The organism is Phocaeicola sp. HCN-40430 (assembly GCF_037890285.1).
Lineage (GTDB): Bacteria > Bacteroidota > Bacteroidia > Bacteroidales > Bacteroidaceae > Phocaeicola > Phocaeicola acetigenes.
The window spans coordinates 103,407-127,031 of sequence record NZ_JBBKBS010000001.1 but is presented as its reverse complement, the minus strand read 5'-3'; the positions used below and the strand labels follow the sequence as shown (position 1 = coordinate 127,031).

23 protein-coding genes are annotated in these 23,625 nt (G+C 39.2%); 4 read left to right on the top strand and 19 right to left on the bottom strand.

Annotated features, from left to right (window positions below; genetic code table 11):
• Positions 1-115: 115 nt before the first annotated feature.
• The 3 genes from WKU26_RS00525 to mtaB all read right to left on the bottom strand — a co-directional run bounded on the left by WKU26_RS00525 (position 116) and on the right by mtaB (position 3,302).
• Complete coding sequence (locus tag WKU26_RS00525; protein ID WP_340320495.1) at positions 116-703, bottom strand: metallophosphoesterase family protein; 588 nt, start codon at positions 701-703, stop codon at positions 116-118.
• Positions 704-972: 269 nt separating this feature from the next.
• Positions 973-1,989, bottom strand: coding sequence for a glycosyltransferase family 2 protein (locus tag WKU26_RS00520; protein ID WP_340320494.1), 1,017 nt, complete (start codon positions 1,987-1,989; stop codon positions 973-975).
• Complete coding sequence (gene mtaB, locus WKU26_RS00515) at positions 1,986-3,302, bottom strand: tRNA (N(6)-L-threonylcarbamoyladenosine(37)-C(2))-methylthiotransferase MtaB (RefSeq protein ID WP_338157933.1); 1,317 nt, start codon at positions 3,300-3,302, stop codon at positions 1,986-1,988. The genes WKU26_RS00520 and mtaB overlap by 4 nt, the downstream gene beginning before the upstream one ends.
• Before the next feature lie 218 nt (positions 3,303-3,520).
• Here mtaB and WKU26_RS00510 point away from each other — a divergent pair, with 218 nt between their 5' ends.
• On the top strand, positions 3,521-3,706 hold the full coding sequence (locus WKU26_RS00510) for a PG1828 family lipoprotein (protein ID WP_178266537.1): 186 nt from the start codon (positions 3,521-3,523) through the stop codon (positions 3,704-3,706).
• A 372-nt stretch (positions 3,707-4,078) separates the two neighbouring features.
• On the opposite strand, the gene rplI is transcribed toward WKU26_RS00510, so the two are convergent.
• The 3 genes from rplI to rpsF are packed head-to-tail and all read right to left on the bottom strand — an operon-like array spanning position 4,079 to position 5,166.
• Positions 4,079-4,528, bottom strand: a complete 450-nt coding sequence (rplI, locus tag WKU26_RS00505; protein ID WP_340320493.1) for a 50S ribosomal protein L9 — start codon at positions 4,526-4,528, stop codon at positions 4,079-4,081.
• An 18-nt stretch (positions 4,529-4,546) separates the two neighbouring features.
• A complete protein-coding gene (gene rpsR, locus WKU26_RS00500; RefSeq protein ID WP_005841178.1) occupies positions 4,547-4,816 on the bottom strand; it encodes a 30S ribosomal protein S18 in 270 nt (89 codons plus the stop codon).
• 2 nt (positions 4,817-4,818) lie between these two features.
• A complete protein-coding gene (rpsF, locus tag WKU26_RS00495; protein WP_007563184.1) occupies positions 4,819-5,166 on the bottom strand; it encodes a 30S ribosomal protein S6 in 348 nt (115 codons plus the stop codon).
• 294 nt (positions 5,167-5,460) lie between these two features.
• Here rpsF and WKU26_RS00490 point away from each other — a divergent pair, with 294 nt between their 5' ends.
• Positions 5,461-5,907 carry a MarR family winged helix-turn-helix transcriptional regulator gene (locus WKU26_RS00490; protein ID WP_178266539.1) on the top strand — a complete coding sequence of 149 codons (447 nt, stop codon included), beginning with the start codon at positions 5,461-5,463 and terminating at the stop codon, positions 5,905-5,907.
• Between the two features lie 133 nt (positions 5,908-6,040).
• Positions 6,041-6,217 carry a hypothetical protein gene (locus WKU26_RS00485; RefSeq protein ID WP_178266540.1) on the top strand — a complete coding sequence of 59 codons (177 nt, stop codon included), beginning with the start codon at positions 6,041-6,043 and terminating at the stop codon, positions 6,215-6,217.
• Between the two features lie 82 nt (positions 6,218-6,299).
• Here the strand turns inward: WKU26_RS00485 and rprY are convergent, their stop codons facing one another.
• From rprY to WKU26_RS00470, 3 genes are all read right to left on the bottom strand, one after another.
• Complete coding sequence (gene rprY / locus WKU26_RS00480) at positions 6,300-6,998, bottom strand: response regulator transcription factor RprY (RefSeq protein ID WP_340320492.1); 699 nt, start codon at positions 6,996-6,998, stop codon at positions 6,300-6,302.
• Position 6,999: 1 nt separating this feature from the next.
• Positions 7,000-8,550 (bottom strand): sensor histidine kinase, encoded by a 1,551-nt coding sequence (locus WKU26_RS00475; protein ID WP_178266542.1) that lies wholly within the window; start codon positions 8,548-8,550, stop codon positions 7,000-7,002.
• A gap of 224 nt (positions 8,551-8,774) precedes the next feature.
• The gene (locus tag WKU26_RS00470; protein WP_340320491.1) at positions 8,775-10,934 is read right to left on the bottom strand and encodes an elongation factor G; all 2,160 of its coding nucleotides are present in this window, start codon (positions 10,932-10,934) and stop codon (positions 8,775-8,777) included.
• A 278-nt stretch (positions 10,935-11,212) separates the two neighbouring features.
• Between WKU26_RS00470 and hemW the strand changes: the two genes are divergently transcribed.
• On the top strand, positions 11,213-12,346 hold the full coding sequence (gene hemW / locus WKU26_RS00465) for a radical SAM family heme chaperone HemW (RefSeq protein ID WP_340320490.1): 1,134 nt from the start codon (positions 11,213-11,215) through the stop codon (positions 12,344-12,346).
• On the opposite strand, the gene WKU26_RS00460 is transcribed toward hemW, so the two are convergent.
• The 10 genes from WKU26_RS00460 to WKU26_RS00415 all read right to left on the bottom strand — a co-directional run bounded on the left by WKU26_RS00460 (position 12,343) and on the right by WKU26_RS00415 (position 22,955).
• Complete coding sequence (locus WKU26_RS00460) at positions 12,343-13,119, bottom strand: family 16 glycosylhydrolase (RefSeq protein WP_178266545.1); 777 nt, start codon at positions 13,117-13,119, stop codon at positions 12,343-12,345. The genes hemW and WKU26_RS00460 overlap by 4 nt on opposite strands.
• 106 nt (positions 13,120-13,225) lie before the next feature.
• Positions 13,226-14,614 (bottom strand): phosphoglucosamine mutase, encoded by a 1,389-nt coding sequence (gene glmM, locus WKU26_RS00455; RefSeq protein ID WP_178266546.1) that lies wholly within the window; start codon positions 14,612-14,614, stop codon positions 13,226-13,228.
• A 5-nt stretch (positions 14,615-14,619) separates the two neighbouring features.
• A complete protein-coding gene (locus WKU26_RS00450) occupies positions 14,620-15,315 on the bottom strand; it encodes a DUF4827 domain-containing protein (RefSeq protein WP_340320489.1) in 696 nt (231 codons plus the stop codon).
• A gap of 99 nt (positions 15,316-15,414) precedes the next feature.
• Positions 15,415-16,455 (bottom strand): DHH family phosphoesterase, encoded by a 1,041-nt coding sequence (locus tag WKU26_RS00445; RefSeq protein WP_178266548.1) that lies wholly within the window; start codon positions 16,453-16,455, stop codon positions 15,415-15,417.
• 170 nt (positions 16,456-16,625) lie between these two features.
• Positions 16,626-18,599: a ComEC/Rec2 family competence protein gene (locus WKU26_RS00440; RefSeq protein WP_340320488.1), complete on the bottom strand. Its 1,974-nt coding sequence runs from the start codon at positions 18,597-18,599 to the stop codon at positions 16,626-16,628.
• 3 nt (positions 18,600-18,602) lie between these two features.
• Positions 18,603-19,265, bottom strand: a complete 663-nt coding sequence (rpe, locus tag WKU26_RS00435) for a ribulose-phosphate 3-epimerase (RefSeq protein ID WP_269876874.1) — start codon at positions 19,263-19,265, stop codon at positions 18,603-18,605.
• An 11-nt stretch (positions 19,266-19,276) separates the two neighbouring features.
• Positions 19,277-20,263 carry a metallophosphoesterase gene (locus WKU26_RS00430; RefSeq protein ID WP_178266551.1) on the bottom strand — a complete coding sequence of 329 codons (987 nt, stop codon included), beginning with the start codon at positions 20,261-20,263 and terminating at the stop codon, positions 19,277-19,279.
• 12 nt (positions 20,264-20,275) lie between these two features.
• A complete protein-coding gene (locus WKU26_RS00425) occupies positions 20,276-21,517 on the bottom strand; it encodes a clostripain-related cysteine peptidase (protein ID WP_340320487.1) in 1,242 nt (413 codons plus the stop codon).
• 6 nt (positions 21,518-21,523) lie between these two features.
• A complete protein-coding gene (locus tag WKU26_RS00420) occupies positions 21,524-21,928 on the bottom strand; it encodes a hypothetical protein (protein WP_269876870.1) in 405 nt (134 codons plus the stop codon).
• A gap of 166 nt (positions 21,929-22,094) precedes the next feature.
• Entirely contained in the window at positions 22,095-22,955 is an 861-nt protein-coding gene (locus tag WKU26_RS00415) for a sigma-70 family RNA polymerase sigma factor (protein WP_178266111.1), read from the bottom strand.
• Between the last annotated feature and the right edge of the window lie 670 nt (positions 22,956-23,625).

The window sequence follows — 23,625 nt, the reverse complement described above, 5'->3', positions numbered from 1 at the left end:
TTCGAAACAACAGGTCCATCATCGGTTACTGTAACGAAGAAAAAATGATGAAATTCTCCGAGCTTATTGCTACGCAGACTATTTCCTCCTCCCGAAGTTGCTACAATATAATGGCCTATACTTCAACGGTATTTTTCAGATAATAATGTTCGTGTCCTGAAAATACAACTACATTCTTGCGGTCTTTCAAAACCTTTTTCAGTTTCATATACCCATTGGCACGATTTTCTTTCCACAAAGGTCTATGCATGAATATATAAACCCACTTATCTCTCGGAAGGTTTTCCAGTGACTTTTCAAAATAAGCGATTTGCTCTGCAGAAAGATCTCCATTTTCTTCCGTATTAAGCAACCAAAACAAATGACCGTCTACGTACATGTACTTATACATATACCCCCAACGCTTCAGCCACTCTTGAACCATAATGTCATTGGTACAATCGTGATTTCCGGGTACTGAATAAAAAGGAGCTTTTATCTGGCTTTTTATGCCTTCAAACTCATCCCACATTTCATTGAGATATTGCACATCGGTTGTATATCCTTCTATCACATCACCGATACTAATCATAAAATCGGGCGATAATGTCTGTGCCAGTTTCAGTGTTTGCTCGAAAATTCCTTTTTGTTCACCTCCCGTTCTATCAGCTATAACGGCAAATCTTATTGTCGGCTTATAATTTTGTGCACAAATACAACTCACAGCAAGAAGCATAAAAAAACAGACTTGCCAGTTTCTTGAATGTGTTGTTCATTTTGCTTGTTTTTAATTTGTGCAAAAATAAAGATGTAATGAATAGTAATGCAATCAGAACGAGTCTATTGCAAAACTTAAATTAGTAAGGTTATACGCTTTCAAAGGATAAAGTTATAGAGATTTATCTGTTGATAAATAATTTCCGAATGAAATTTATTTACCAGCAGATAATATATGCTTAACAGCAAAGTATATATGACAATATGAAGACAACATTACAATTCAGAGAAAAATTTCTTCCCCTTTAGCTTCGACTGCCATAAAATACTGAACATACGGCGCTCTGGGATATTCTTTACGACAGTCTTATTCAAGTTTTCACAACGATCTGCTTCAAACTGAGGACGCATCTTCATGAAATCTTTTCTGGCCTGCATCACTGCTTTTGCATTTTTCCAGTCTCTTTTCAACAGGAAAAATATCATTGCCAAATAATCCAAGCACATACGAACGCGCATCACCGAATCCAGTTCGGATACAGGAAGATTCTTATAGAGCATCAGCAGATTATTGCGAAAATTAAGATAAGTTTTACGCGGATTTTCTTTCTCTAAGGTAGCTCCACCTACATGGTATACCGTACTGGATGGAATACAGAAAATCTGATACCCCCGACTACGTAAACGCCAGCATAAATCTATTTCTTCCATATGGGCAAAGAAACGTCCGTCAAGCCCTCCTACTTCACGATAAACAGATAAACGGATAAACAAAGCTGCACCAGTAGCCCAGAAAACAGGAGAAACCGAATCATACTGTCCTCTATCCTCTTCTACTTTATCGAAAATACGGCCACGACAAAACGGGTATCCATATTTATCGAGAAATCCTCCCGAAGCACCTGCATATTCAAACTTTTTCTTTTCTCTGAAACTCAAAATCTTAGGTTGACAGGCTGCTACATCAGGGTGTGCATCAAGATAGTTTACAAGAGGAGATAGCCAATCTGGAGTTACTTCCACATCACTGTTTAAAAGTACTGCATAGCAGGCTTCTATCTGCGACAAAGCTTTATTATATCCATCGGCAAAACCATAATTGCGGTCCAAACGAATAAGACGTACGCTAGAGAATTCTTCTTCTATCACACGACATGAATCATCGGTGGAAGCATTATCAGCCACATAAATCTCCACTCCTTCTGCTTGAGAACCACTTATCACAGAAGGCAAAAAACGACGGAGCATTTCTGCTCCATTCCAATTTAATATGACTACTGCAACTTTTGTCATAGGATTGTTCCCTTCAAAGATGTTCCATCTTCATTGAATTCGCCCAAACGAACACGAACGAGACGATTGTCCAACGCATCATCGTGTTCCAGCTCTACTCTGATATAATTATCTGTAAAGCCATGCATTGGAGCCCCGGCTTTCGATTTTTCCATCAACACTGTAGCTTCACGACCAATATGACGGGCATAAAAAGCATGAGTCTTTTCTTCCGACAAGGACAAAAGACGCTGGCTACGTGCATGCTTATCTTCCGGAGATACCACATAGTCTATCTTCAAAGCCTGTGTTCCAGGACGCTCCGAATAGCTAAACACATGCAACTGAGTGACATCCAATCCTTTTATAAATTCATAGGCCTGTTCAAAATATTCAGGAAGTTCACCTCTTGTTCCTACGATGACATCTACTCCAATAAAAGCATCCGGCATCAGCGACTTGATTTTTGCTATCTTCGACGCAAACAAAGCTGTATCGTAACGACGGCGCATCAATTTCAAGACTTCGTCCGACCCAGACTGCAAAGGAATATGGAAATGTGGCATAAAACGACGGGAACGCGATACATATTCAATAATTTCATCCGTCAGCAAGTTAGGCTCAATGGACGAAATACGATAACGTTCAATTCCTTCTACCTCATCCAATGCTTTCACCAAATCGAAGAAAGTCTCTCCTGTAGATTTTCCAAAATCACCAATATTGACACCAGTCAATACAATTTCCTTTCCTCCTTCGGCTGCTACCTGACGAGCCTGTTCTACCAAATCTGCAATTTTACCATTGCGGCTTCTTCCACGCGCAAAAGGAATTGTACAATACGAACAGAAGTAATCACAACCATCTTGTACTTTCAGGAAATAACGTGTACGGTCTCCTCTTGAACAGGAAGGTGCAAAAGTACGAATATCTTTGGTAGCTGTAGTCACAGCTGTTCCATGTTCATGCTTAGTCAAATCGCCAAGATAATCCATTAAATTACCTTTCTGTTCTGCTCCCAACACCAGATCCACACCTTCTATATCGGCTACTTGTCCTGGTTTCAATTGTGCATAGCAACCAGTTACCACCACAAAAGCATTGGGGTGTTCCTTTGTCAGGCGGTGAATAGCCTGGCGACATTTCTTATCAGCCATCTCCGTCACCGAACAAGTATTGATTACGCAAATATCTGCTTTCTCTCCTTTACGTACGGTACGTACTCCGGCTTCTTTTAAAGCTTTTCCGATAGAAGATGTTTCAGCAAAATTCAATTTGCAGCCTAAAGTATAATAGACTGCTTTTTTATCCTGAAATATAGTTGTATCAATCATTTTTTTAAACTCCGTTATAGATATACATTGAGTATACAAAGTTACTCATTATTCTTTGAACAGAAGCCCCCAAAGTGGGGTTACAACATAAAAACATATTTTAAAACATATTTTTTTGAAAAAAAGTTGCATGTTGGAGAACAACGTATCAGAAAAGTCTATATCTTTGCATCGTTTTAAGAAAACAACTAAGTATTACAGATTAAAAAGCAAAGAAAATGAAAAAATTAGTATTCTTGTTCGTAGCATTCGTTGCTGTATCTTTCGCATCTTGCGGTGGTAACCAGAAAGCAAACTCTGAAGCAGCTGATTCTTCAGCAGTTGTAGTAGAAGAAACTGTAGTAGCTGACACAGTTGCTGCTGTTGCTGACACTGTTGCTACTGACTCAGTAGTTGCTGAATAATTTACGAACAGTAGAGAGAATTGAAAGTCTGAGTGCTTAGCACACAGACTTTTTTTTATGTCCATACGTAGGCTCCTAACAGTTTTCTCTTTATTTTTCTTTCTCCAATATTCATTTCCAATAGATTTTACTTTACTTGAAAAACTGTTTTCAAGAATTTCTTTTTCTACCAGACTGAAATTTTCATCGTTTCGTATACAGCCATAAAATGGTTATGCGAAAATTCTAGATACTACCAAAGAAGTCTGGATTATCTACTTTTTCTCTTTGAATACATAGCTTATTTTTTCAAGATACAACTATATATAAAAAAAGAACCCCGAACAGATTACTCTATTCGGGGCTTTTATCAAGTATTTACAGATAGCAAAATTAAGCTTCTTCTGCAACAACTTCGAAAGGAATTTCTACAGAAACTTCCTTGTGAAGTTTAACAACTGCTTTGTACTGACCAACTTCTTTCACAGCTTCTTTTACAACGATAATCTTACGATCGATGTTGTGACCCAATTTAGCCAGTTCTTCAGCAATCTGAATGTTACCTACAGAACCGTAGATAGCACCAGTAGCGCTAACTTTAGTAGCAATTTTCAAAGAAACATCTTTCAATGATTCAGCTACAGCTTCAGCATCTTTCTTAATCTTTTCCAGTTTGTGAGCACGCTGTTTCAATTCTTCAGCCAACATTTTCTTTGCAGCTGGAGAAGCGATTACAGCTTTGCCAGTCGGAATAAGATAGTTACGACCATAACCTGATTTAACGGTTACAATATCATTCTTGTAGCCCAAGTTAACTACGTCTTCTTTCAAAATCAATTCCATATTCTTACTCCTCCTTTATTATTTCATCATATCAGTTACGAAAGGCAGCAAAGCCAAATGACGAGCTCTCTTCACAGCCTGTGCAATACGGCGCTGGAACTTCAATGAAGTACCTGTGATACGGCGTGGAAGGATTTTACCCTGTTCGTTCAAGAATTTCTTCAAGAATTCAGGATCTTTGTAGTCGATATACTTAATACCACTCTTTTTGAAACGGCAGTATTTTTTCTTCTTAACGTCTACTGAAGGCGGAGTTAAATATCTGATTTCTGATTGTTGCTGTGCCATGATTAGTTTTCCTCCTTTTTAGTTGATTTAACATTTCTTCTCTTAGCAGCATATTCTGCAGCGTATTTATCCATCTTGAATGTCAAGAAACGGATAACACGTTCGTCACGACGGTAGTTTACTTCCAATTTTTCGATTACCGACGGTTCTGCTTTAAATTCAATCAGCTGATAAAAACCAGTAGATTTCTTCTGAATTGGGTAAGCCAATTTCTTCAATCCCCAGTTTTCTTCGTTGATGATCTCCGCACCTTCCTGAGTCAGGATAGCTTTGAACTTCTCTACCGCTTCCTTCATCTGAACATCAGACAAAACGGGAGTTAAAATGAAAACGGTTTCGTATTGATTCATACTATTCGTTAATTAAATTATTAATAAATAAATTTTTCAATTGCGGTGCAAAGGTAGAACTTTTTTCTCTTATATACAACACCTTATTGCTTTTTATCCAAAATTAATATCTGTCTACAAGCATCTTTTTTCATGTTTTTTATCCACAACCATATTATATCAAGTAAAATCCTCCAATAAAAAGGTCAAAAGAGGGCTAAGAAGCTATATATAAGAGAGCTTAAATTTTCATTTTACTCTTCTATATTTCATAAAACTGTCGTATCTTTGCATAGTTGCTTAAACAATAATTAGATGATAGAACAATTTAATTTTGATATTCAACTTATTTTTGCCATTCTAAACGGAAAAGTATCTGCGGCAATCAACAGAAAACTAAGCCGTAATTTTCGTCAAAACGGAATGGATATTACCCCCGAACAATGGACAGTACTGCTTTTCTTATGGGAAAAGGATGGAGTAACACAACAGGAGTTATGCAATGCAACGTTTAAAGACAAGCCTAGCATGACTCGACTGATAGACAACATGGAAAAACAGCATCTCGTAGTACGCATCTCGGATAAAAAGGACCGGCGTACCAACTTGATACATCTTACCAAAACTGGAAAAGAGCTGGAAGACATGGCACGCTTCATTGCAAACAAAACTCTGAAAGAGGCATTACACGGTCTGACATTGGAAGAATTACGTATCAGCCAGGACGTCTTGAGGAAAATATTTACAAATACAAAAGATTAAGTTACAATTATCTGTAACCTGCGAAAGATATTTGATTTTGACCTCATTTTTTCTTTAAAATAATTTTCTTGATACAAGAATTATGCTTTTCTTTGTAACCAAGAATAATAAACCATTAAAACAGAAGACACACATGAAAAGCTTATTAAAGAACTTAGGAGTGATATTGGTCATCATTGGTGCTGTGATTCTGATTGCTTCTTATGCAACCGGTAATGTGAACAACAACACTATTTTGGGAGGCTCTTTGGCACTCACTATTATCGGACTTATTACTTATATCATTTGCAACAAACGTATTGTTGACTGATATTTCTTCAAAATCAAAAGAAATAAAAAAGCCTGAATCAACCAAGTTGATTCAGGCTTTTTTATATTTCATCGTTCATCTCTTATTCCTGTTCCGGAGTAATCAGTTTATATCCCTTTCCATGAATATTGATAATCTCAATTGAATCATCTTCTTTCAGGTGTTTGCGCAATTTGGTAATGTATACGTCCATACTTCTTGCATTGAAGTAGTTATCGTCAATCCAAATTGTTTTCAAAGCAAAATCACGCTGCAGAATTTCATTGGCATGAGCACAAAGCAAACCTAACAACTCTGATTCTTTTGTAGTCAATTTGGTCTGCTTTCCATCAATTGCCAAAATCTGCTTCTGTGTATCAAAAGTAAAACGACCAATCTTATAAATATTACTTTCCTTATTACGTTTACCACGTACACGACGCAAAATTGCCTCAATACGGAAAGTCAATTCCTCCATACTGAAAGGCTTGGTAATATAATCATCTGCTCCAATCTTAAAACCTTCCAATATATCTTCTTTCAGTGTCTTTGCGGTCAGGAAAATAATAGGAATTTCTGCATTTGCCTGACGAATTTCCTGTGCCAAAGTAAATCCATCCTTCTTAGGCATCATTACATCCAACACACACAAGTCATACTTATTTTTCAAAAAAGCTTTGTAGCCAGCGTCACCGTCCGGACAAAGTTCTGCTGAGTAGCCCTTTGCCTGCAAGTATTCTCTTAAAAGCATGCCAAGATTCTCATCATCTTCGCACAATAAAATACGCAATTTTTCGTCCATATTATTCGTCTTTAAATAAAGGTAATACAATAATAAATTTAGTTCCTACATTCAGTTCACTTTCAGCACGTATTGTTCCCTTATGATCGGTTATGATTTTCTTCACATAGGCCAGCCCTAAGCCAAAACCTTTCACATCATGTAAGTTGCCGGTATGAACCCGATAGAACTTTTCAAATATCTTCTTTAAATTTTCTTTCTTAATACCAATACCATTATCCTCTATAGAGATATGCAATTTGCCAGATTCATTCCATGTCCGAACCTTAAGATGTATATTCACATCTGCTTTCTTATATTTCAAAGCATTATCCAACAAATTGAATATCACATTTGTAAAATGCATTTCATCTACAAAGATAAATGGATCATCTGCATCCAGCGCCACATCTAAAGTTCCATTACAGTTCTCTACTTTCAGTCGGAAGGTATTAGTAACACCGTAAATCAGTTCATTGGCGTCTACTTCCTTCTTTTTCAAAGTCGCCTTCTGGCGTTCAAACATAGACATCTGCAATACCTTTTCAACCTGGAAACGCAAGCGCTTTGTTTCATCATTAATAACACCCGATATATGCTTAAACATAGCAGGTGACTTACCTACAGCAGGATCGTTCAACATCTGCGCAGCCAGTGATATGGTAGATATCGGAGTCTTAAACTCATGCGTCATGTTATTAATGAAATCATTCTTTATCTCTGTCAGTTTCTTCTGCCGGAAAATGATATAAATGGTAAAGATAAAGGTCACCAGCAATACCAAGGTAAAGATAAGAGAGGGAATCATAAATCTTACCGAACTGAAGATATAGCTATTGATAGTAGGGAAGAACACATTTACAAATCCCATTTTTGCTGGAGGATCTTTCTCAAAGAGCAGACGCGAATAGATTTTCTCATTATCGTACACATAGTCAGAACAACGGTACACCTCTTTACCATTACGGTCAGTCACAGAAAAATGATAAGGAATATCTATTCCATTGTTTAACAGCTCTGCTTTCAGAAAATGATTCAACTGATTAAAATTCACACGTTCTCTTAAAGGCTTATCACTTGCTGTATAAAGAATGTTATAAACTACCTCATCAAGCAAAGCACGCTGATAAATATAACGCTCCTTTAAGATTTCCTGCAATGCACGAGAAGTTTGAGGAATATTCTTTCCTGTTGAAATTACCACTTTAGGAACACTGGAAGGACGATTGGTAATCGCTTTCAATTCAAAAGTAGAATACATAGTCGTACCATCAGGAGCTGTAATCTTATAACGATGCTGCTCTACTAAATTATCTGTCTGATCCAACACTCGTCCTACAGGCGATAACTGTCCGGCACGTCCGGTAGCTGCAATATCTTTTTCAAGATACTTCTTTGTTTCTACCAACTCTAAATTATGAACAGCCTGAGCAAGACTTCGTCCTACATTCTCTTCGAACTGTTCCTTGCGCATCTTGACCATCTCTTCGATATAGCTTACCTGCAAATAAAGCAAACTAAGAAAAGAAAGGCCCATCACAATACCTAATATCCAAATAGTTGACTTTTTCATAGGGGCAAATTTAACAGCCTAACTATTACAAAATATTCAGCTTAACATGTTTTAAACCAGAATTTCTTTTATATTAACAGAATTCATCATTCAAGTTATCTTTTTCTACACTACAAACTGGTTTTCGACTCCTATTAATGCAAAAATAATAAAACTTTAAATTAACAACAAATAAAACTACCTAATTGTTTAAGTTTAGTTAAATAAAAACAACAACTTGAGAATTACGCGTCCTCTTTTTCCTGTTCTTCGAATTCTTTCATCAACTTATTCTGTACATCAGTTGGTACCAATTCGTAACTAGCAAACTTCATAATAAACGAAGCACGACCACCTGTCAGTGAACTCAACGCTGTAGAATAATTCGACATTTCTTTCAAAGGTACTTTTGCAGCCAGTTTTTCATATCCTTTTTCACTGCTCATACCCATAATCATACCTCTACGTCCTTGCATATCGCTCATTACATCACCTAATTTATCGCTTGGAACAAAGACTTCTACATCATAGATAGGTTCAAGAATCTTCGGACCGGCATTTTTAAAGGCTTCACTAAAAGCATGACGTCCGGCAAGCATAAATGAAATTTCATTTGAATCTACCGGATGCATCTTTCCGTCATAAACAATGACACGTACATCGCGTGCATAAGAACCAGTCAACGGACCTTGTTCCATACGACTCATAATACCTTTCAAAATAGCAGGCATAAAACGAGCATCAATTGCTCCACCTACTACACTATTCACAAACACCAGTTTACCACCCCATTCCAAATCGATGGTTTCAGTTCCTTTCACATTCATCTTGAATTCCTGTCCGTTGAACTTATAAAGTTCGGGGGCAGGCATACCTTCATAATATGGTTCTACAATCAGATGAACTTCACCAAACTGTCCTGCACCACCCGACTGTTTCTTATGACGATAATCAGCACGTGCAGATTTAGTAATTGTTTCACGATATGGAATCTTAGGTTCAAAGAATTGTACCTGAAGTTTTTCATTATTTTCCAAACGCCATTTCAAAGTACGTAAATGGAACTCACCCTGACCATGCACTAAAATCTGCTTCAACTCTTTAGACTGCTCTACTACCCATGTCGGATCTTCTTCACGCATACGATTTAAAACAGCCATCATCTTTTCTGTATCAGCTTCATTTACCGGTTTGATAGCACGTGTATATTTAGGATTCGGATATTTAATAAAGTTAAAGCGATTCTCACAATCCTTTCCGTTTAGGGTATTTCCTGTTTTCACATCTTTCAGTTTCACAGTACATCCAATGTCTCCAGCCCGTAATTCGTCTACCTTTTCACGGTTAGCACCTGCACATACATACAACTGAGCCATACGTTCTTTCGAGCCTCTATCCGCATTACTCAAATCATCACCCTCACGCACAACACCACTCATTACTTTAAAGTACTGCACATCACCAATATGAGGTTCTACTGCAGTCTTAAAGAAATACAAAGAAGTTGGAGCATCAACTTTAGGTTCTACTGGTACTCCACGAGTATTGTGTACTGTAGGCATTTCATCTACAAACGGCACCACATTACCAAGGAATTCCATCAGTCGGCGTACACCCATATCTTTACCGGCACATACGCAGAATACAGGGAACATACCTCTTGCCGCCAATCCTTTGCGGATACCTTCACGCATTTCATCTTCGGTCAAAGACTCTGATTCGAAGAATTTTTCCATTAATGTTTCATCGTGTTCGGCAGCAGCTTCTACCAATGCTTTATGCCATTCCATCGCCTTTTCCATTTCCTCTTCGGGAACCGGTTCGATGGTTGGAGCTCCTCCTTCAGGACCCCAAGAATATTTTTTCATTAAAAGTACATCAATCAACGAATTGAAGTCGGGTCCTGTACTTAACGGATACTGAACCGGAACTACTTTAGAGCCATAATTCTCTTTCAACTGTTCCAATACACGGTCAAAATCACATTTTTCATTATCAAGCTGGTTTACCAGGAAGATTACCGGTTTACCCAGTTTTTCCGTATAGCGGAAGTGATTCTGCGTTCCAACTTCGGGACCATACTGACCATTCAACAAAAGAATTGCAGTATCAGTTACATTCAATGCTGTAATAGCAGCTCCTACAAAGTCGTCACTTCCCGGACAGTCGATGATATTCAGCTTTTTACCATTCCACTCTACATGATAGACAGTAGAAAACACCGAGTAGCCATACTCTTGTTCTACTGGAAAATAATCGCTCACTGTGTTTTTGGCAGTAATTCTGCCACGACGTTTTATAATACCACTCTCATAGAGCAAAGCTTCTGTGAGGGTGGTTTTACCTGAGCCATCATTGCCAAGGAGGGCAATGTTTTTAATTTCGCTGGTCTGATATACTTTCATGGTATTTCAAGATTTAATTAGTAAACAAAAGGATATGCTTTTCATATCTCTTAAAGTGATGCGCAAATTAGAAAAATAGAATCAGAAAAACAACAATTCAATTCATGTTACTAAACTATGTTATTAGACACACATATATATTTATAGTACTTTCACCCTCATACTTCTTTTCATAAGACAAGAAGCTGCCTGGTATAAATCAAACTTGAAAACTATGTTTTCGTTTGTCTCGATTCTTGCCTTTAGCTATCTTTGTCGAAGAAATAAAATCCACAATTATGGCAGGTATTTATCTTCACATTCCGTTTTGTAAGAAACGATGCATCTATTGTGATTTCTTTTCTTCAACAAAAAGTGAAAAGAAAACAGCTTATATTGATGCACTGTGTCAGGAATTGGAATTACGACGTGATTATCTCGACGAAGAAAGAATAGAAACCATTTATTTCGGAGGAGGAACTCCATCACAACTTGCCAAAGAGGATTTTGAACGTATTTTTTCATCCTTATATAAAATATATCCTATCAGTCCAGAAGCAGAAATTACATTGGAAGCTAATCCTGATGATTTAAGTCCGGAATACATACACATGTTGCGTACCTTGCCTTTCAACCGGCTTAGCATGGGGATACAGACATTCAACGAAAATACACTGAAACTGCTTCAACGACGTCATACGGCTCAGCAGGCCATTGAGGCCTTCACTCGGTGCCGGGAAGCCGGTTTCCACAATATCAGTATTGACCTGATGTATGGTCTTCCAGGAGAAACCATGGCAAGTTGGGAGAAAGACCTGCAACAGGCTCTTGAAATGAAACCCGAACATATTTCAGCCTATCATCTGATTTACGAAGAAGGTACCCCTTTGTGGAAACTGCGACAACAACATCAAGTAGAAGAGGTAGAAGAAGATCTCAGCGTTTCTCTCTTTACCACACTCATACACCGACTGAAAGAACATGGATACCAGCATTATGAAATCTCCAATTTTAGCCTTCCCGGCTTCCATTCACGTCACAACTCCAGTTACTGGACGGGAAAAAAGTATTTAGGATGTGGCGCCTCTTCCCATTCCTATAATGGCCATTCCCGCCAATGGAACGTAGCTTCTATTGAGAAATACATTCAAGGTATTGAACAAAAAAAACCGGAGTACGAGATAGAAGAACTCGATCTGTACACCCGGTATAATGATTTTGTGATTACTACCATCCGCACCTCTTGGGGAATGCCCCTATCCAAGTTAAAGTCCGATTTCGGTGATTCTCTCTACCAATACTGCTTGCGGATGGCTCAGCCTCACTTAAAACAAGGGAAGTTAGAGATAACCAATCATGTCCTGCGCCTGACCGAATCGGGTATCTTTGTATCCGACGGAATCATGAGTGATATGCTTTGGGTAGAAGACTAGCGTTTTCGGTAATACTTCACCCAATCCACCCACATCTCTACCGGAAGATCTTTCGGGTCGACCTGTCCTACCCACGAGCCTCCAAGTTGCATATCAATCAGCAGATAGTAAGGACAATAGAAGGGAAACTGTCCAGGTTCATCAGTTTCAATACGAGGATAAGTAAAAGTATGACTACCGTTGACTGCAAAGACCAAACTATCTGGATAAATATCTACAGAATAAATATTATAATCCTGAGGATTGATGGCATGTGTTCCAAAATGAGGTGGAATGGTATCGTTACCATTTCCTTTCAGCGTATAAGAAGAATGTACGGTCTGGTAAGCAATTGTATCATAATTCAAACGTTCCATTATATCAATTTCTCCTCCATCAGGCCATTTGATATTTTCAGGAAGCATCCATATCGCCGGCCAGACTCCACGTCCCGCCTGTAACTTGGCTCTTATTTCCATTCTTCCACCTGTAAACATTTGTTTTCCTTGTGTATAAAGTCCTCCGGTGAGATATTGAGCCGTATCATTCTTTTGAGTATAATTCACAATACCCCTCAAGACCAGATTACCGTCACGCAAAGCATAGCATGAATCAAAATCAGACATATAATTATCCCAGTCGGATGTTCCCCGAGGTATTTTGCTCCAGCACGTTGTATCAATTACCTCTCCGTCAAACTCATCCGACCATACCAACTCCCATTCATTCGTGTTTTTCGTACAAGCAGTAAGCATGCAAAGTAAAGCTGCTACCGATAAAAGTGTCTTTCTCATATAGTATTTGTTTCTTGATAAAATGATGGCAAATGTAACAAAAAGAAATACCCCATCAAACAAAGATTTCTGTCTGATGGGGCTATATCACTCAAAAAAATTATTCTTACTTAGCCAGGCTGTACACAATATCCATAATCTGTTTACCCAACTCATCGGCCGCCTCCATAGTAGCAGCTTCCGAATAGACACGGATAATAGGCTCTGTATTACTCTTACGCAAATGTACCCATTTATCCGGAAAATCAATCTTCACACCATCAATATCGTTTATCTCTTCATTTTTGTAGAGTTCTTTCACTTTTGCAAGGATAGCATCTACATCTGTTTCCGGTGTCAGATCGATACGGTTCTTAGCAATAAAATAGTTAGGATATCCGGCACGCAATTCACTCACCTTCTTGCCTTCATGTGCCAGATGACTAAGGAAAAGAGCAATACCTACCAAAGCATCACGTCCGTAGTGAGATTCAGGATAAATTACACCACCATTTCCTTCACCTCCAATTACAGCATGAGTATCTTTCATCTTGGTCACTACATTTACCTCACCTACTGCCGACGCATTATATTCAGCACCGTATTTACGGGTCACATCGCGTAAAGCACGAGTAGAACTCAAGTTAGATACAGTATTACCTGGAGTATGTTTCAATACATAATCAGCCACAGTAACCAATGTATATTCCTCGCCATACATTGTTCCGTCTTCGCAAATCATAGCCAGACGGTCAACATCCGGGTCTACCACAAAAGCCACATCAGCCTTTCCTCCCTTCATCAGGTTCATGATATCACCCAAGTTCTTTTCAAGAGGTTCCGGATTATGCTGAAAATCACCGGTCGGTTCACAATACAATTTTTCTACATGCTGTACTCCCAGGCGCTCCAACAACTGAGGAAGAATAATTCCTCCCACCGAATTCACACAATCGATAGCGACACGGAAATCAGCCTTGCGGATAGCTTCCACATCCACTAACTTCAAAGCCAATACACTATCAATATGTTTCTGATTATATGTATTATCTTCAGTATACTTGCCAATATGATCAATATCCGCAAAATCAAATGCTTCGGCTTCTGCAATGCGCAACACTTCATTTCCTTCTTCAGCATTCAGGAATTCTCCATGCTCATTCAGCAGTTTCAATGCATTCCATTGTTTCGGATTATGGCTGGCAGTAAGAATGATACCACCGCAAGCACCTTCCATTGTTACAGCGAGCTCTGTGGTCGGTGTAGAAGCCAGACCGATGTTTACCACATCAAATCCCATCCCCATCAAAGTTCCACATACTACGTTCTTCACCATCTCTCCAGAGATACGTGCATCACGTCCAACTACAATCTTATTACTTTTTACAGTAGTTGTTTTACGAATCAGCGTAGCATAAGCCGAAGTAAACTTTACAATATCAAGCGGATTCAGTCCTTCTCCGGCTTTTCCCCCGATGGTTCCGCGAATACCGGAAATAGATTTAATCAGTGTCATGACAATTATTTTCCTAAATTATAAGTAATTTCATAGAAACAAGGATACACATACTTGGAAGCTGTAGAGGAGCCCTGACCATGAGGAACAATCAGACGTACTCTTGTAACCTGTTCACTTGAGGTAGTTCGGAAAGGCTTCACATACTTCAACGGAATCAGCCATCCGGTAGGAACCGCAGTACTGCCATACTGATTATACATCAGCGAGCGTCCCTGAAAAGTAGCCGAATAAGAAGTACCGTCTATTGTAACCTTAAATTCCTCATCATAGATATAATAGTCGGGGTTAAGAACTCCCATATTAGCCAGTAAAGTATCACCCACAACCATGCCCAAATCAGAACGTTCCTGCATAGCAACCTCCACAAAGCGAGAAAGTATTTCCTGTGAGCCATCTCCCAGTACCTTTCCTTTATATTCGCCTGCATGTTCTCCTTCGGTATACTTCGGACCTTTCTGAATAATATTCATGTATACACCGCTTTCTTCAAACAGAACATACTGGTTTTCTGTTGTCATTGTATCCTGCGCATAGAAGTCTTTTTCGCTGATTACATTAATGTTGTTACGGCTAATCCATGCATTAATAGCATCTGCTTCTTCTTCTTTCATCTCCGCATACGTTTTGCCATTGTTACAACTCTGTAAACAAAAAGCCAACGCACATACTATGGTAAATACAAAATTTATCTTTTTCATTTTTATTCGTTTTATCACGACAAAAGTAATAAAATGGTTAATATACACCTTCCTTTTTTATCGTATTATGAATTATTTAACGTTCAAGGGAGATTTCTTTCATTCGTTTTTCAACAACAAATCCTCATATTTTACCAAAGCCTGCTTAAACAGCCCTATAGCTTCTTCCATCGTGCCATAAAACTCTCCGCCCGAGGCATTCAGATGTCCGCCTCCATTGAAGAACTCTGCCGCAACCTTGTTGCAAGGGAAATTACCTACAGAACGAAGTGAAACTTTAATCATATTCTTCTCTGTATCTTCACGCAGGAATACAGAGAAACAAATTCCTTTCATCTGCAAGGGAATATTGACAAAACCTTCTGTATCTCCTTTTACATACTGGAACTTACCTTGTTCTTCACGGGTAAGCCAAATCAGTGAAGAGCGGAATTGAGGGAATACTTCCATTTTATCGTACAGCACATAACCCATCAAACGCAAACGGCCTTCGGAATAAGTATTGAAAACTTTTCGGTAAATCGCATCCTTATCGATTCCTTTCGACAGAAGCTCGCTGATAATAAAGTAGATTTCACGATTATTGGAGTTGTAGCTGAAACCTCCTGTATCGGTCATCATTCCAGTATAAATACATTCAGCTCCTTCGCGGGTAATATCACTAAAATATCCCAAACGGCAAATCAAACGAAAAATCAACTCAGAAGTTGATGATATTTCCGGATGAGAAATCGTTACTTTACAGAATGGTTCCGGATTCAGATGATGGTCAATCATCACTTTACGTCCTTCTGCTTTTGCCACTGATGCTGCTACAGCGTCAATGCGCGAGAGAGCATTGAAATCCAAACAGCAGATTACATCAGCTTCTGCAATCAACTGATCGGCAAATTCAGCATATTTATCATATCGGATAATATCTTTTGCTCCAGGCATCCAACGAAGAAAGTCGGGAAAAGCATTAGGTACTATAACGTGAACATTCTTTTCCTGTCCTTCCAAAAAGTGGTATAGTCCCAGTGAAGATCCCAAAGCATCTCCATCGGGAGACACATGTGTAACAATTACTATTTTGTCTGCTCGGTCAAAGTATTTCTCTACTTTATCAATATTGGCCTGAAGTATTACTTTTGATAACATATGTGTATAAATTTTTGAAGCAGCAAAAATACAAATTTTATTCTGATTCTACCTGGAGTTATCTACAAAATCAGCCGATTACATACAGGTAAAGTTTGAAGTTTTTATTCTTTCCAGGAATGACAATTACTCATTGGCCGATTTTGCACAATGCGAGTTATATTCCACTGTTAGGATTCCAGTGCAATCAGCATTCCTTCTTCCGCCACCTCTGCATAAGAAAGACCTCTTTCACGACATTCGTCTTTCAAACGTTCCTTGTAACGAACATTGAGTGATGAATCGAACAAAATCTGACGAGGAGAAAAGACGCTGGTCAGATCGGACAGACTACCTTTGAATCCCCTACATACATATATATAATCCAACTCCAATGGAAAAGCCGATTGTTTTTCTCTCCACCGGCCATCATCTATCAGTCCCACAGACAATGAACCGACTTGATAGATACCGGAAGAATTATCCAATAGCGTAAGTTCTCTCCCATACTTAATATATACAGAAGAACGGGCTACACAGAGATAATGCTGCTCCGGAAATAACTTATCGGAAAGGAACGTCCCCAACCAGACATTCAGTACAATCAAAAAAGGCAATAAACGACGAAAAGTCCACTTTCTGTAGCAAGAATAAAAGAAAGCTATCAGTAAAAAAGAAAGCACAACCTGAGTTTCCGAATAATAAATGGATGTAAACTGTGAGGAAGACAGACCTTGTACCCATGCCATGGTTTCATTAAGAGCAATTACTCCTCCCTTCAAACAAGCGACAATCAGACTGCTTACCCCTACCCCAGCCGAGATGTCTAAACACAATGCCAATAGAGCAGTACCTAATATACAAACCGCAAGCGGAGTTACTACCAAATTGGACAACAGAAAATAAGTGGGAAAAGCTCCAAAATAATACAATATCAAAGGTAAGGTACCCAGCTGAGCTGCCAGTGATACAGCCATCGTGTTCCATACATATTTTAAAGGTTTATTGCGAACCGACTTAGACGAAAATATCGGATAAAACAGAATTATAGACAAGACAGCAATAAACGATAATTGGAAACTGACGTCAAACAAATAAAGAGGTTGATACAACAACATCAGAAAAGCAGCTAATACCAATGCATGTCCACCCGAGAAACGATCTTCCACAAAAAGTGAAGCTATTATATATAAGGAGAACATAGTCACAGCACGAACTACAGAAGGACTCAGTCCTGTCATAAAAGCAAATCCCCACAACAGACTGACTATCACCAGAGCAATTCCTGTCTTTCCGCCCCTCAAATAGCGTAACGGATACAGAATACCACCAAGAATCATCGCAAGAATACCTATATGAAGTCCCGACAATGCCAAAATATGACTTACCCCTGCTGCACTATAGGTCGCTTTCAGTTCCGGTGTCAAATCGCTCTTGTCTCCCACAGTAAGAGCCGATACCACAGCCAGTACTTCACCAGTCAGCCCCCACTCACTGTACTTCTGCACAATAGACTCTCTCAGCAGAAGTGCCCGCTGTCTGAATGTGAGTTCCGCTTCCCGTTTCAACAACTTCCAGTCTCCCCGAAAAGCGACCGCAGTTCCACTCACACCCTGTACCTCCAAATATCTGCCATAGTCAAAGCCGGTAAGCAAAGCGGCCGAAGCAGGACGACGAATACATGCCTGAAAACAAATACGGTCTCCTATGGCAGGAGTATCCTGCAAGGAATCGGGCATCCAATACAACAATACAGACCGGTCTACCGGTATCCAGCAGTTCTGAAGCGTATCTTGCCGTGCCATTACCCGTACCTTGGCCTGCAGGGTTTTCTTTTTAGGCTGTGGTATATCTTCTACAATTGCTGTATAGACACACTCTTCTTCCAGCCAGTCATAGCGCACCTGTTCTACCCGAAGGGTAGAAAGCAACATACCAAGTATAATAAAACAAAGGGAAATTATTCCACCAAAGAAAAAACGGAAACGATACTTTCCTATAAAAAACACTCCTGCTGCCAACGCAGCACCGGCAAGCAAACATCCCCAAAGAAAAGACACAGAAAGATATCCGGAAAACAATCGTTCCGATAAAAAGATTCCGGTTGCCAGCGCAAGGGTCAACCGGAATATAGGATAAGCTGTCAATGTGGATACAGCTGCCACACTTTACTTCTTCAACTGTTTCAACTGATGAATCATATCAATCATATCGGGAGCCTTAAATACAGCATTACCTGCCACCAGAACATCAGCTCCGGCATCGGCCAATAGAGCACCAGTTTCCAGATTTACTCCACCATCGACTTCAATCAATGCATGTGAGCCTGTACGCGCAATCAGTTCACGCAATTCTTTTACTTTATTCAGTGTATGTGGAATGAACTTCTGACCACCAAATCCAGGGTTTACACTCATCAGCAATACCATATCTACTTCGGTAATAATATCAGCCAGCATAGACACAGGTGTAGACGGATTCAATGTAACTCCGGCCTTCATTCCTGCCTCCTTGATTTGCTGTACAACGCGATGCAGATGCGGACAAGTTTCAAAATGCACATTCATCATCATCGTGCCCAAATCTTTCACTTCCTTGATGAACTTTTCGGGCTGTACAATCATCAGATGCACATCAAGCGGTTTCTGACACAGTTCTGCCACGTATTTCAATACCGGAAATCCGAAAGAGATATTAGGAACAAATACCCCATCCATAATGTCGATATGCAGCCAGTCGGCCTCACTTTGGTTAATCTTATCCAAGTCTGCTTTCAAATTTCCAAAGTCTGCCGACAGCAGCGATGGAGATATCTTCAATTCATTTGCCATATCAATACAGTCTATTTAGTTTTATCAATTTTTCTGGGTAATGTTTCATACTGGAAAGGAGGAGCCACTTCATAATTACCTTTATCGTCCGTCCAACGGCAATGTGCTATGCCCACCTTATTTCCTTTTATTTTAAGTACAGCAAACGATCCGTTTCCATCCTCATCGGGCCACGCATTGTTCACTTGATAAATAGGATACCCCCGATAATGCTGTACGGAAGGTTCATGAGTATGTCCAACCAGGAATGCAGCTACGTTATAACGGTCCAGAATGTCGAACAAACGTTCTCTGGCACTTTCAGGCCACCATTTAATCGCCCAATCATCCACGCCATAGTGCTGTATATATACCACCGGATTACCTTTTGAGGCATATTTTTCCAAGTCATCTTCCAGCCATTTCCAATTCGCTTCGCCCAATACGGTATCTCCCGAGAAGCGTTGAGCCTGCACAAAATGCACATGACCGATATTCCATGAATAACTGCGGCTTGACGGATGTACGTTCAAGATCTCTTTATGCTGCAATTTCTCCAACAGCAAAGAATCCAAATAATACAGATTGAAAGCCCTTCCCGTCAGATTAGCCATAGAGTCTCCGGATATAGGGTCGATATCATGGTTCCCGAATCCGGGATATACAGGATAATTCACACTTTTATCCCCTTCTTTTCTTTCATAACGCTGACGATATAAATCCAGTATATCGGGATGAGGTTTATCAAACATATCTCCTGCTACAATAACTCCATCCAGTTTGCCGACTGTAGTTCCTGCTATTCCCTGAGGGGCATCTTGTGGAAAACAGAACTTGCCTTCTATATTATTAATAGCACGTACATGATAGTACTGATCCGTTTCGGGAGGTAAATCAAAATGCAAATCACCGGCGACAACTACTGTCACCTCGTCTGCTGTTTGCGATTTATCCGAACACCCGCACAAACAGCATACCCCCAATACGCTCCATAGATAAAAAAAAGATTTTCTTGCCATATTAAATCAGAATCAATTCATTACTTCTTCCCATCCCACAGCTTTATACCAGGCAATAGATGAAGTATAATATGTATTCCATGTTCCATTATTTACATTACAAGGATCGTACATTCCCATACCACAAAAACGGCTATCATCTATTACAAGTCCATTAAAATTATATCTGGCGCCCGATAAACAATTCTTAGCAACCACTACCTGCGACATGGCATCCCGTATGGCATCGGGAGCCGTTCCTCCGTTTACTTTTGTGAGATAATCCACCAAATCGAAAGAAAAATATTTATACGAATATTCATCTAAAGACACGCCGTACTGTTGTACCTTCGTATAATCAAAATTCTTCACTGCTTCCTTGTTTCGAGTCAGTTCCGCCTTCACCACTTCTGCCAATTCTTCCATTTTTGTACAGTCGAAGGCTGCATAGGTTCCCCACGCACGACTGGCATCTTCTGCATTAAAACTGACGATAATATCGCAAACGCTTTGCCAATTTACCTCATCTTCATACAGCAAATCGAATATACGATCATAAGGCATTCCGATTCTCGGTGTTTCCATTACCGACGCAAAACAATACCGTGTAGCATTACGAAGTTCGTATGCTACCTCTGCAGTGCCCATCATGCAGGCATCAAACATTACGAAATCGAGATTGTCAGCTGGGAAACTTCTTTCCAATGTCTGTGCCAATTCCGGAATATTAATAGCATTCTTACTACTTCCGTCTTGCCCAAAAGAACGGGCGGAATATGTAGTTGAAACCGGCAACCATCCACTGGCATGTGAACCGAAAATCAATCCGTAGCTTTTAGAAGGAGCTATACTTTGCATCGTTTTCAAGATATCCTCCATCACATACGGGTCGGTAGCAAGCCCCTCTCGCGCCTGATGAATTTTCGCATATTGCAACATCTTGCTGATGGTAATGTCACCCCAGTCTATCACCGGGATTCCGTTTATATTGCCATAACCGTCAGTCCGAAATTCCAGAATCTGAGGAACATCAATATTATCATTCGAAGAAGTTGGCTTATAATAAACCAATAATGTACAACTATCCGGAGAAGCAACCAGATTTTCGTACATCCATAACACATTCCTCATAATATCTCCATCCAGATTATTATTGGCGACCAAATAGGCCAGCATGGTACGATTCTTTTTTACCGAAAGATGATAGTCCGGCAATTCATTGGAGCACGATACCAACAACAGGATGGAAAACAGGCATAACAAAAGTTTCTTCATGTCAAATTAATACAATTCGGCTTTTTCGAACTTAAATTCCGGATTTACATCCTTTATAATCAATGATTTTCCCTTCTGGTAACGTTGTCTAATCTTATTGACTTCCTTATTCAGTTTTTTCTTGCTTTTATTGAAATAGATAAAACAAGTACGGTTTTTTCCATTCTCCTTGCTTTCCAGATACTCTTTCAGCTGGATACTATACTGTGCTCTTCCATCCAGAAGTCCTTTTTCTCCCAATGAAGCACTATCTACATACTGTACGTTGGTAAAATAGACTAAAGAATCTGTAAACGAAGCAGATACTCCAGCTATATACACCCCATACTCTTTATCCTTAGACTTCTTTCCCCACATAGGAAAAGCAAGAGAAGCTATCAACAAGAAACAAACAAATTTCAGATACCGCATAATAAATCATTTTACATATAATGTGACAAAAGTAAACATTTATAGGCAAACTAAAAAAGGTAAATAATAAATTAATAAGAAAAACCAATAAAAAATGCGAAGCCCGTTCTTTCCGGACTTCGCATCTTTAATCTCTTTTTAGATTCGAAAATCAAGCCTTATCTTATTACCCCAAATAAGATTTGAGCAACTTACTACGAGAATTTTGTCTTAATCTTCTGATAGCTTTTTCCTTAATCTGGCGGACACGCTCACGAGTGAGCCCAAATTTGTCCCCGATTTCTTCCAACGTCATTTCCTGCGTATTAATACCGAAAAACATCTGGATAATATCCTTTTCTCTTTCGGTCAGCGTAGAAAGTGCTCTGTCGATTTCCTTCGAAAGTGATTCATTAACCAGCGAACGGTCTGCCATTGGCGAATCGTCATTCACCAATACATCCAGCAAACTATTATCTTCTCCTTCGACAAACGGTGCATCCACCGAGATATGACGTCCGGAAACCTTCAAGGTATCGGAAATCTTATCTACCGGGATTTCCAACTCGTCAGCCAATTCTTCCGGTGAAGGACGACGCTCGTTTTCCTGCTCAAATTTAGAGAAGGCTTTGCTGATTTTATTCAGCGAACCTACCTGGTTCAAGGGCAAACGTACAATTCGAGACTGTTCTGCCAAAGCCTGCAAAATAGACTGACGGATCCACCATACAGCGTAACTGATGAATTTGAAACCACGGGTTTCATCAAACTTTTCGGCAGCCTTGATCAAACCAAGGTTTCCCTCATTAATCAAGTCCGGCAAGCTTAATCCCTGATTCTGATACTGCTTGGCTACAGACACTACAAATCGCAAGTTCGCACGCGTAAGCTTCTCTAATGCTATACGGTCCCCTTTACGAATGCGCTGAGCGAGTTCCACTTCTTCTTCTACAGTAATCAGGTCTTCACGACCTATTTCCTGCAAGTATTTGTCCAAAGAAGCGCTCTCTCGGTTAGTGATACTTTTGGTAATCTTTAATTGTCTCATTATTATAAACCGATTTGGTAGGCAAAGTTACTAAAAAATAATCAAAGATGAAGCCTTTCTTTAAGAAAGATTAAGTATTAAAATTTGTCAATATTACTTACACAAACTTTACTCCTTATCTTTTTCAACTGATTCTTTTTATAAACACTTCTCACACAAAAAGGTTCTGAGGGTATTTTACAAGAAAAACAAAATAACATTAAAAAAGGGATTACACTATACAAATTCAAGAAATCAGCACTTTCCGATAACACGCATTTGAAGAAAAATCTTCATTCACAAAAAGAAAAAGAGACAAAAACAGGCAAAAACAGAGTAAAATACATGTTTTACAACAGAATTACACTGCATTAAACAAGAAGGTTTTTCAATTGAACCGACAGTTTACGATACTTGTATTGACAGGAAACGATACAAGTACCGTCGGCTAATGCGACTAATCGCATCTGCCAACGCAACCAAACATAGATTTTACAGCAACTTTTTACCTCCTTTTCTTTGTTTTTCACAAGCAAAACAAGACAAATTCCGTATTACCAAATTACATATTCACGAAACATTACCAGACAAATAAACAGAAGAAATACGGTAAATACAGAACTTATATATAAATAGCGCGGCAAATACTATCTTTTTGCACTTCATCAACCTTCAAAAAACACCCTTTTTT

What these genes read in the sequence shown, in the direction of transcription:
- WKU26_RS00520 (WP_340320494.1), bottom strand. Translation starts at nt 1,989, where the DNA reads ATGACAAAAGTTGCAGTAGTCATATTAAATTGGAATGGAGCAGAAATG.
- mtaB (WP_338157933.1), bottom strand. Translation starts at nt 3,302, where the DNA reads ATGATTGATACAACTATATTTCAGGATAAAAAAGCAGTCTATTATACT.
- WKU26_RS00510 (WP_178266537.1), top strand. Translation starts at nt 3,521, where the DNA reads ATGAAAAAATTAGTATTCTTGTTCGTAGCATTCGTTGCTGTATCTTTC.
- rplI (WP_340320493.1), bottom strand. Translation starts at nt 4,528, where the DNA reads ATGGAATTGATTTTGAAAGAAGACGTAGTTAACTTGGGCTACAAGAAT.
- rpsR (WP_005841178.1), bottom strand. Translation starts at nt 4,816, where the DNA reads ATGGCACAGCAACAATCAGAAATCAGATATTTAACTCCGCCTTCAGTA.
- rpsF (WP_007563184.1), bottom strand. Translation starts at nt 5,166, where the DNA reads ATGAATCAATACGAAACCGTTTTCATTTTAACTCCCGTTTTGTCTGAT.
- WKU26_RS00490 (WP_178266539.1), top strand. Translation starts at nt 5,461, where the DNA reads ATGATAGAACAATTTAATTTTGATATTCAACTTATTTTTGCCATTCTA.
- WKU26_RS00485 (WP_178266540.1), top strand. Translation starts at nt 6,041, where the DNA reads ATGAAAAGCTTATTAAAGAACTTAGGAGTGATATTGGTCATCATTGGT.
- rprY (WP_340320492.1), bottom strand. Translation starts at nt 6,998, where the DNA reads ATGGACGAAAAATTGCGTATTTTATTGTGCGAAGATGATGAGAATCTT.
- WKU26_RS00475 (WP_178266542.1), bottom strand. Translation starts at nt 8,550, where the DNA reads ATGAAAAAGTCAACTATTTGGATATTAGGTATTGTGATGGGCCTTTCT.
- WKU26_RS00470 (WP_340320491.1), bottom strand. Translation starts at nt 10,934, where the DNA reads ATGAAAGTATATCAGACCAGCGAAATTAAAAACATTGCCCTCCTTGGC.
- hemW (WP_340320490.1), top strand. Translation starts at nt 11,213, where the DNA reads ATGGCAGGTATTTATCTTCACATTCCGTTTTGTAAGAAACGATGCATC.
- WKU26_RS00460 (WP_178266545.1), bottom strand. Translation starts at nt 13,119, where the DNA reads ATGAGAAAGACACTTTTATCGGTAGCAGCTTTACTTTGCATGCTTACT.
- glmM (WP_178266546.1), bottom strand. Translation starts at nt 14,614, where the DNA reads ATGACACTGATTAAATCTATTTCCGGTATTCGCGGAACCATCGGGGGA.
- WKU26_RS00450 (WP_340320489.1), bottom strand. Translation starts at nt 15,315, where the DNA reads ATGAAAAAGATAAATTTTGTATTTACCATAGTATGTGCGTTGGCTTTT.
- WKU26_RS00445 (WP_178266548.1), bottom strand. Translation starts at nt 16,455, where the DNA reads ATGTTATCAAAAGTAATACTTCAGGCCAATATTGATAAAGTAGAGAAA.
- rpe (WP_269876874.1), bottom strand. Translation starts at nt 19,265, where the DNA reads ATGGCAAATGAATTGAAGATATCTCCATCGCTGCTGTCGGCAGACTTT.
- WKU26_RS00430 (WP_178266551.1), bottom strand. Translation starts at nt 20,263, where the DNA reads ATGGCAAGAAAATCTTTTTTTTATCTATGGAGCGTATTGGGGGTATGC.
- WKU26_RS00425 (WP_340320487.1), bottom strand. Translation starts at nt 21,517, where the DNA reads ATGAAGAAACTTTTGTTATGCCTGTTTTCCATCCTGTTGTTGGTATCG.
- WKU26_RS00420 (WP_269876870.1), bottom strand. Translation starts at nt 21,928, where the DNA reads ATGCGGTATCTGAAATTTGTTTGTTTCTTGTTGATAGCTTCTCTTGCT.
- WKU26_RS00415 (WP_178266111.1), bottom strand. Translation starts at nt 22,955, where the DNA reads ATGAGACAATTAAAGATTACCAAAAGTATCACTAACCGAGAGAGCGCT.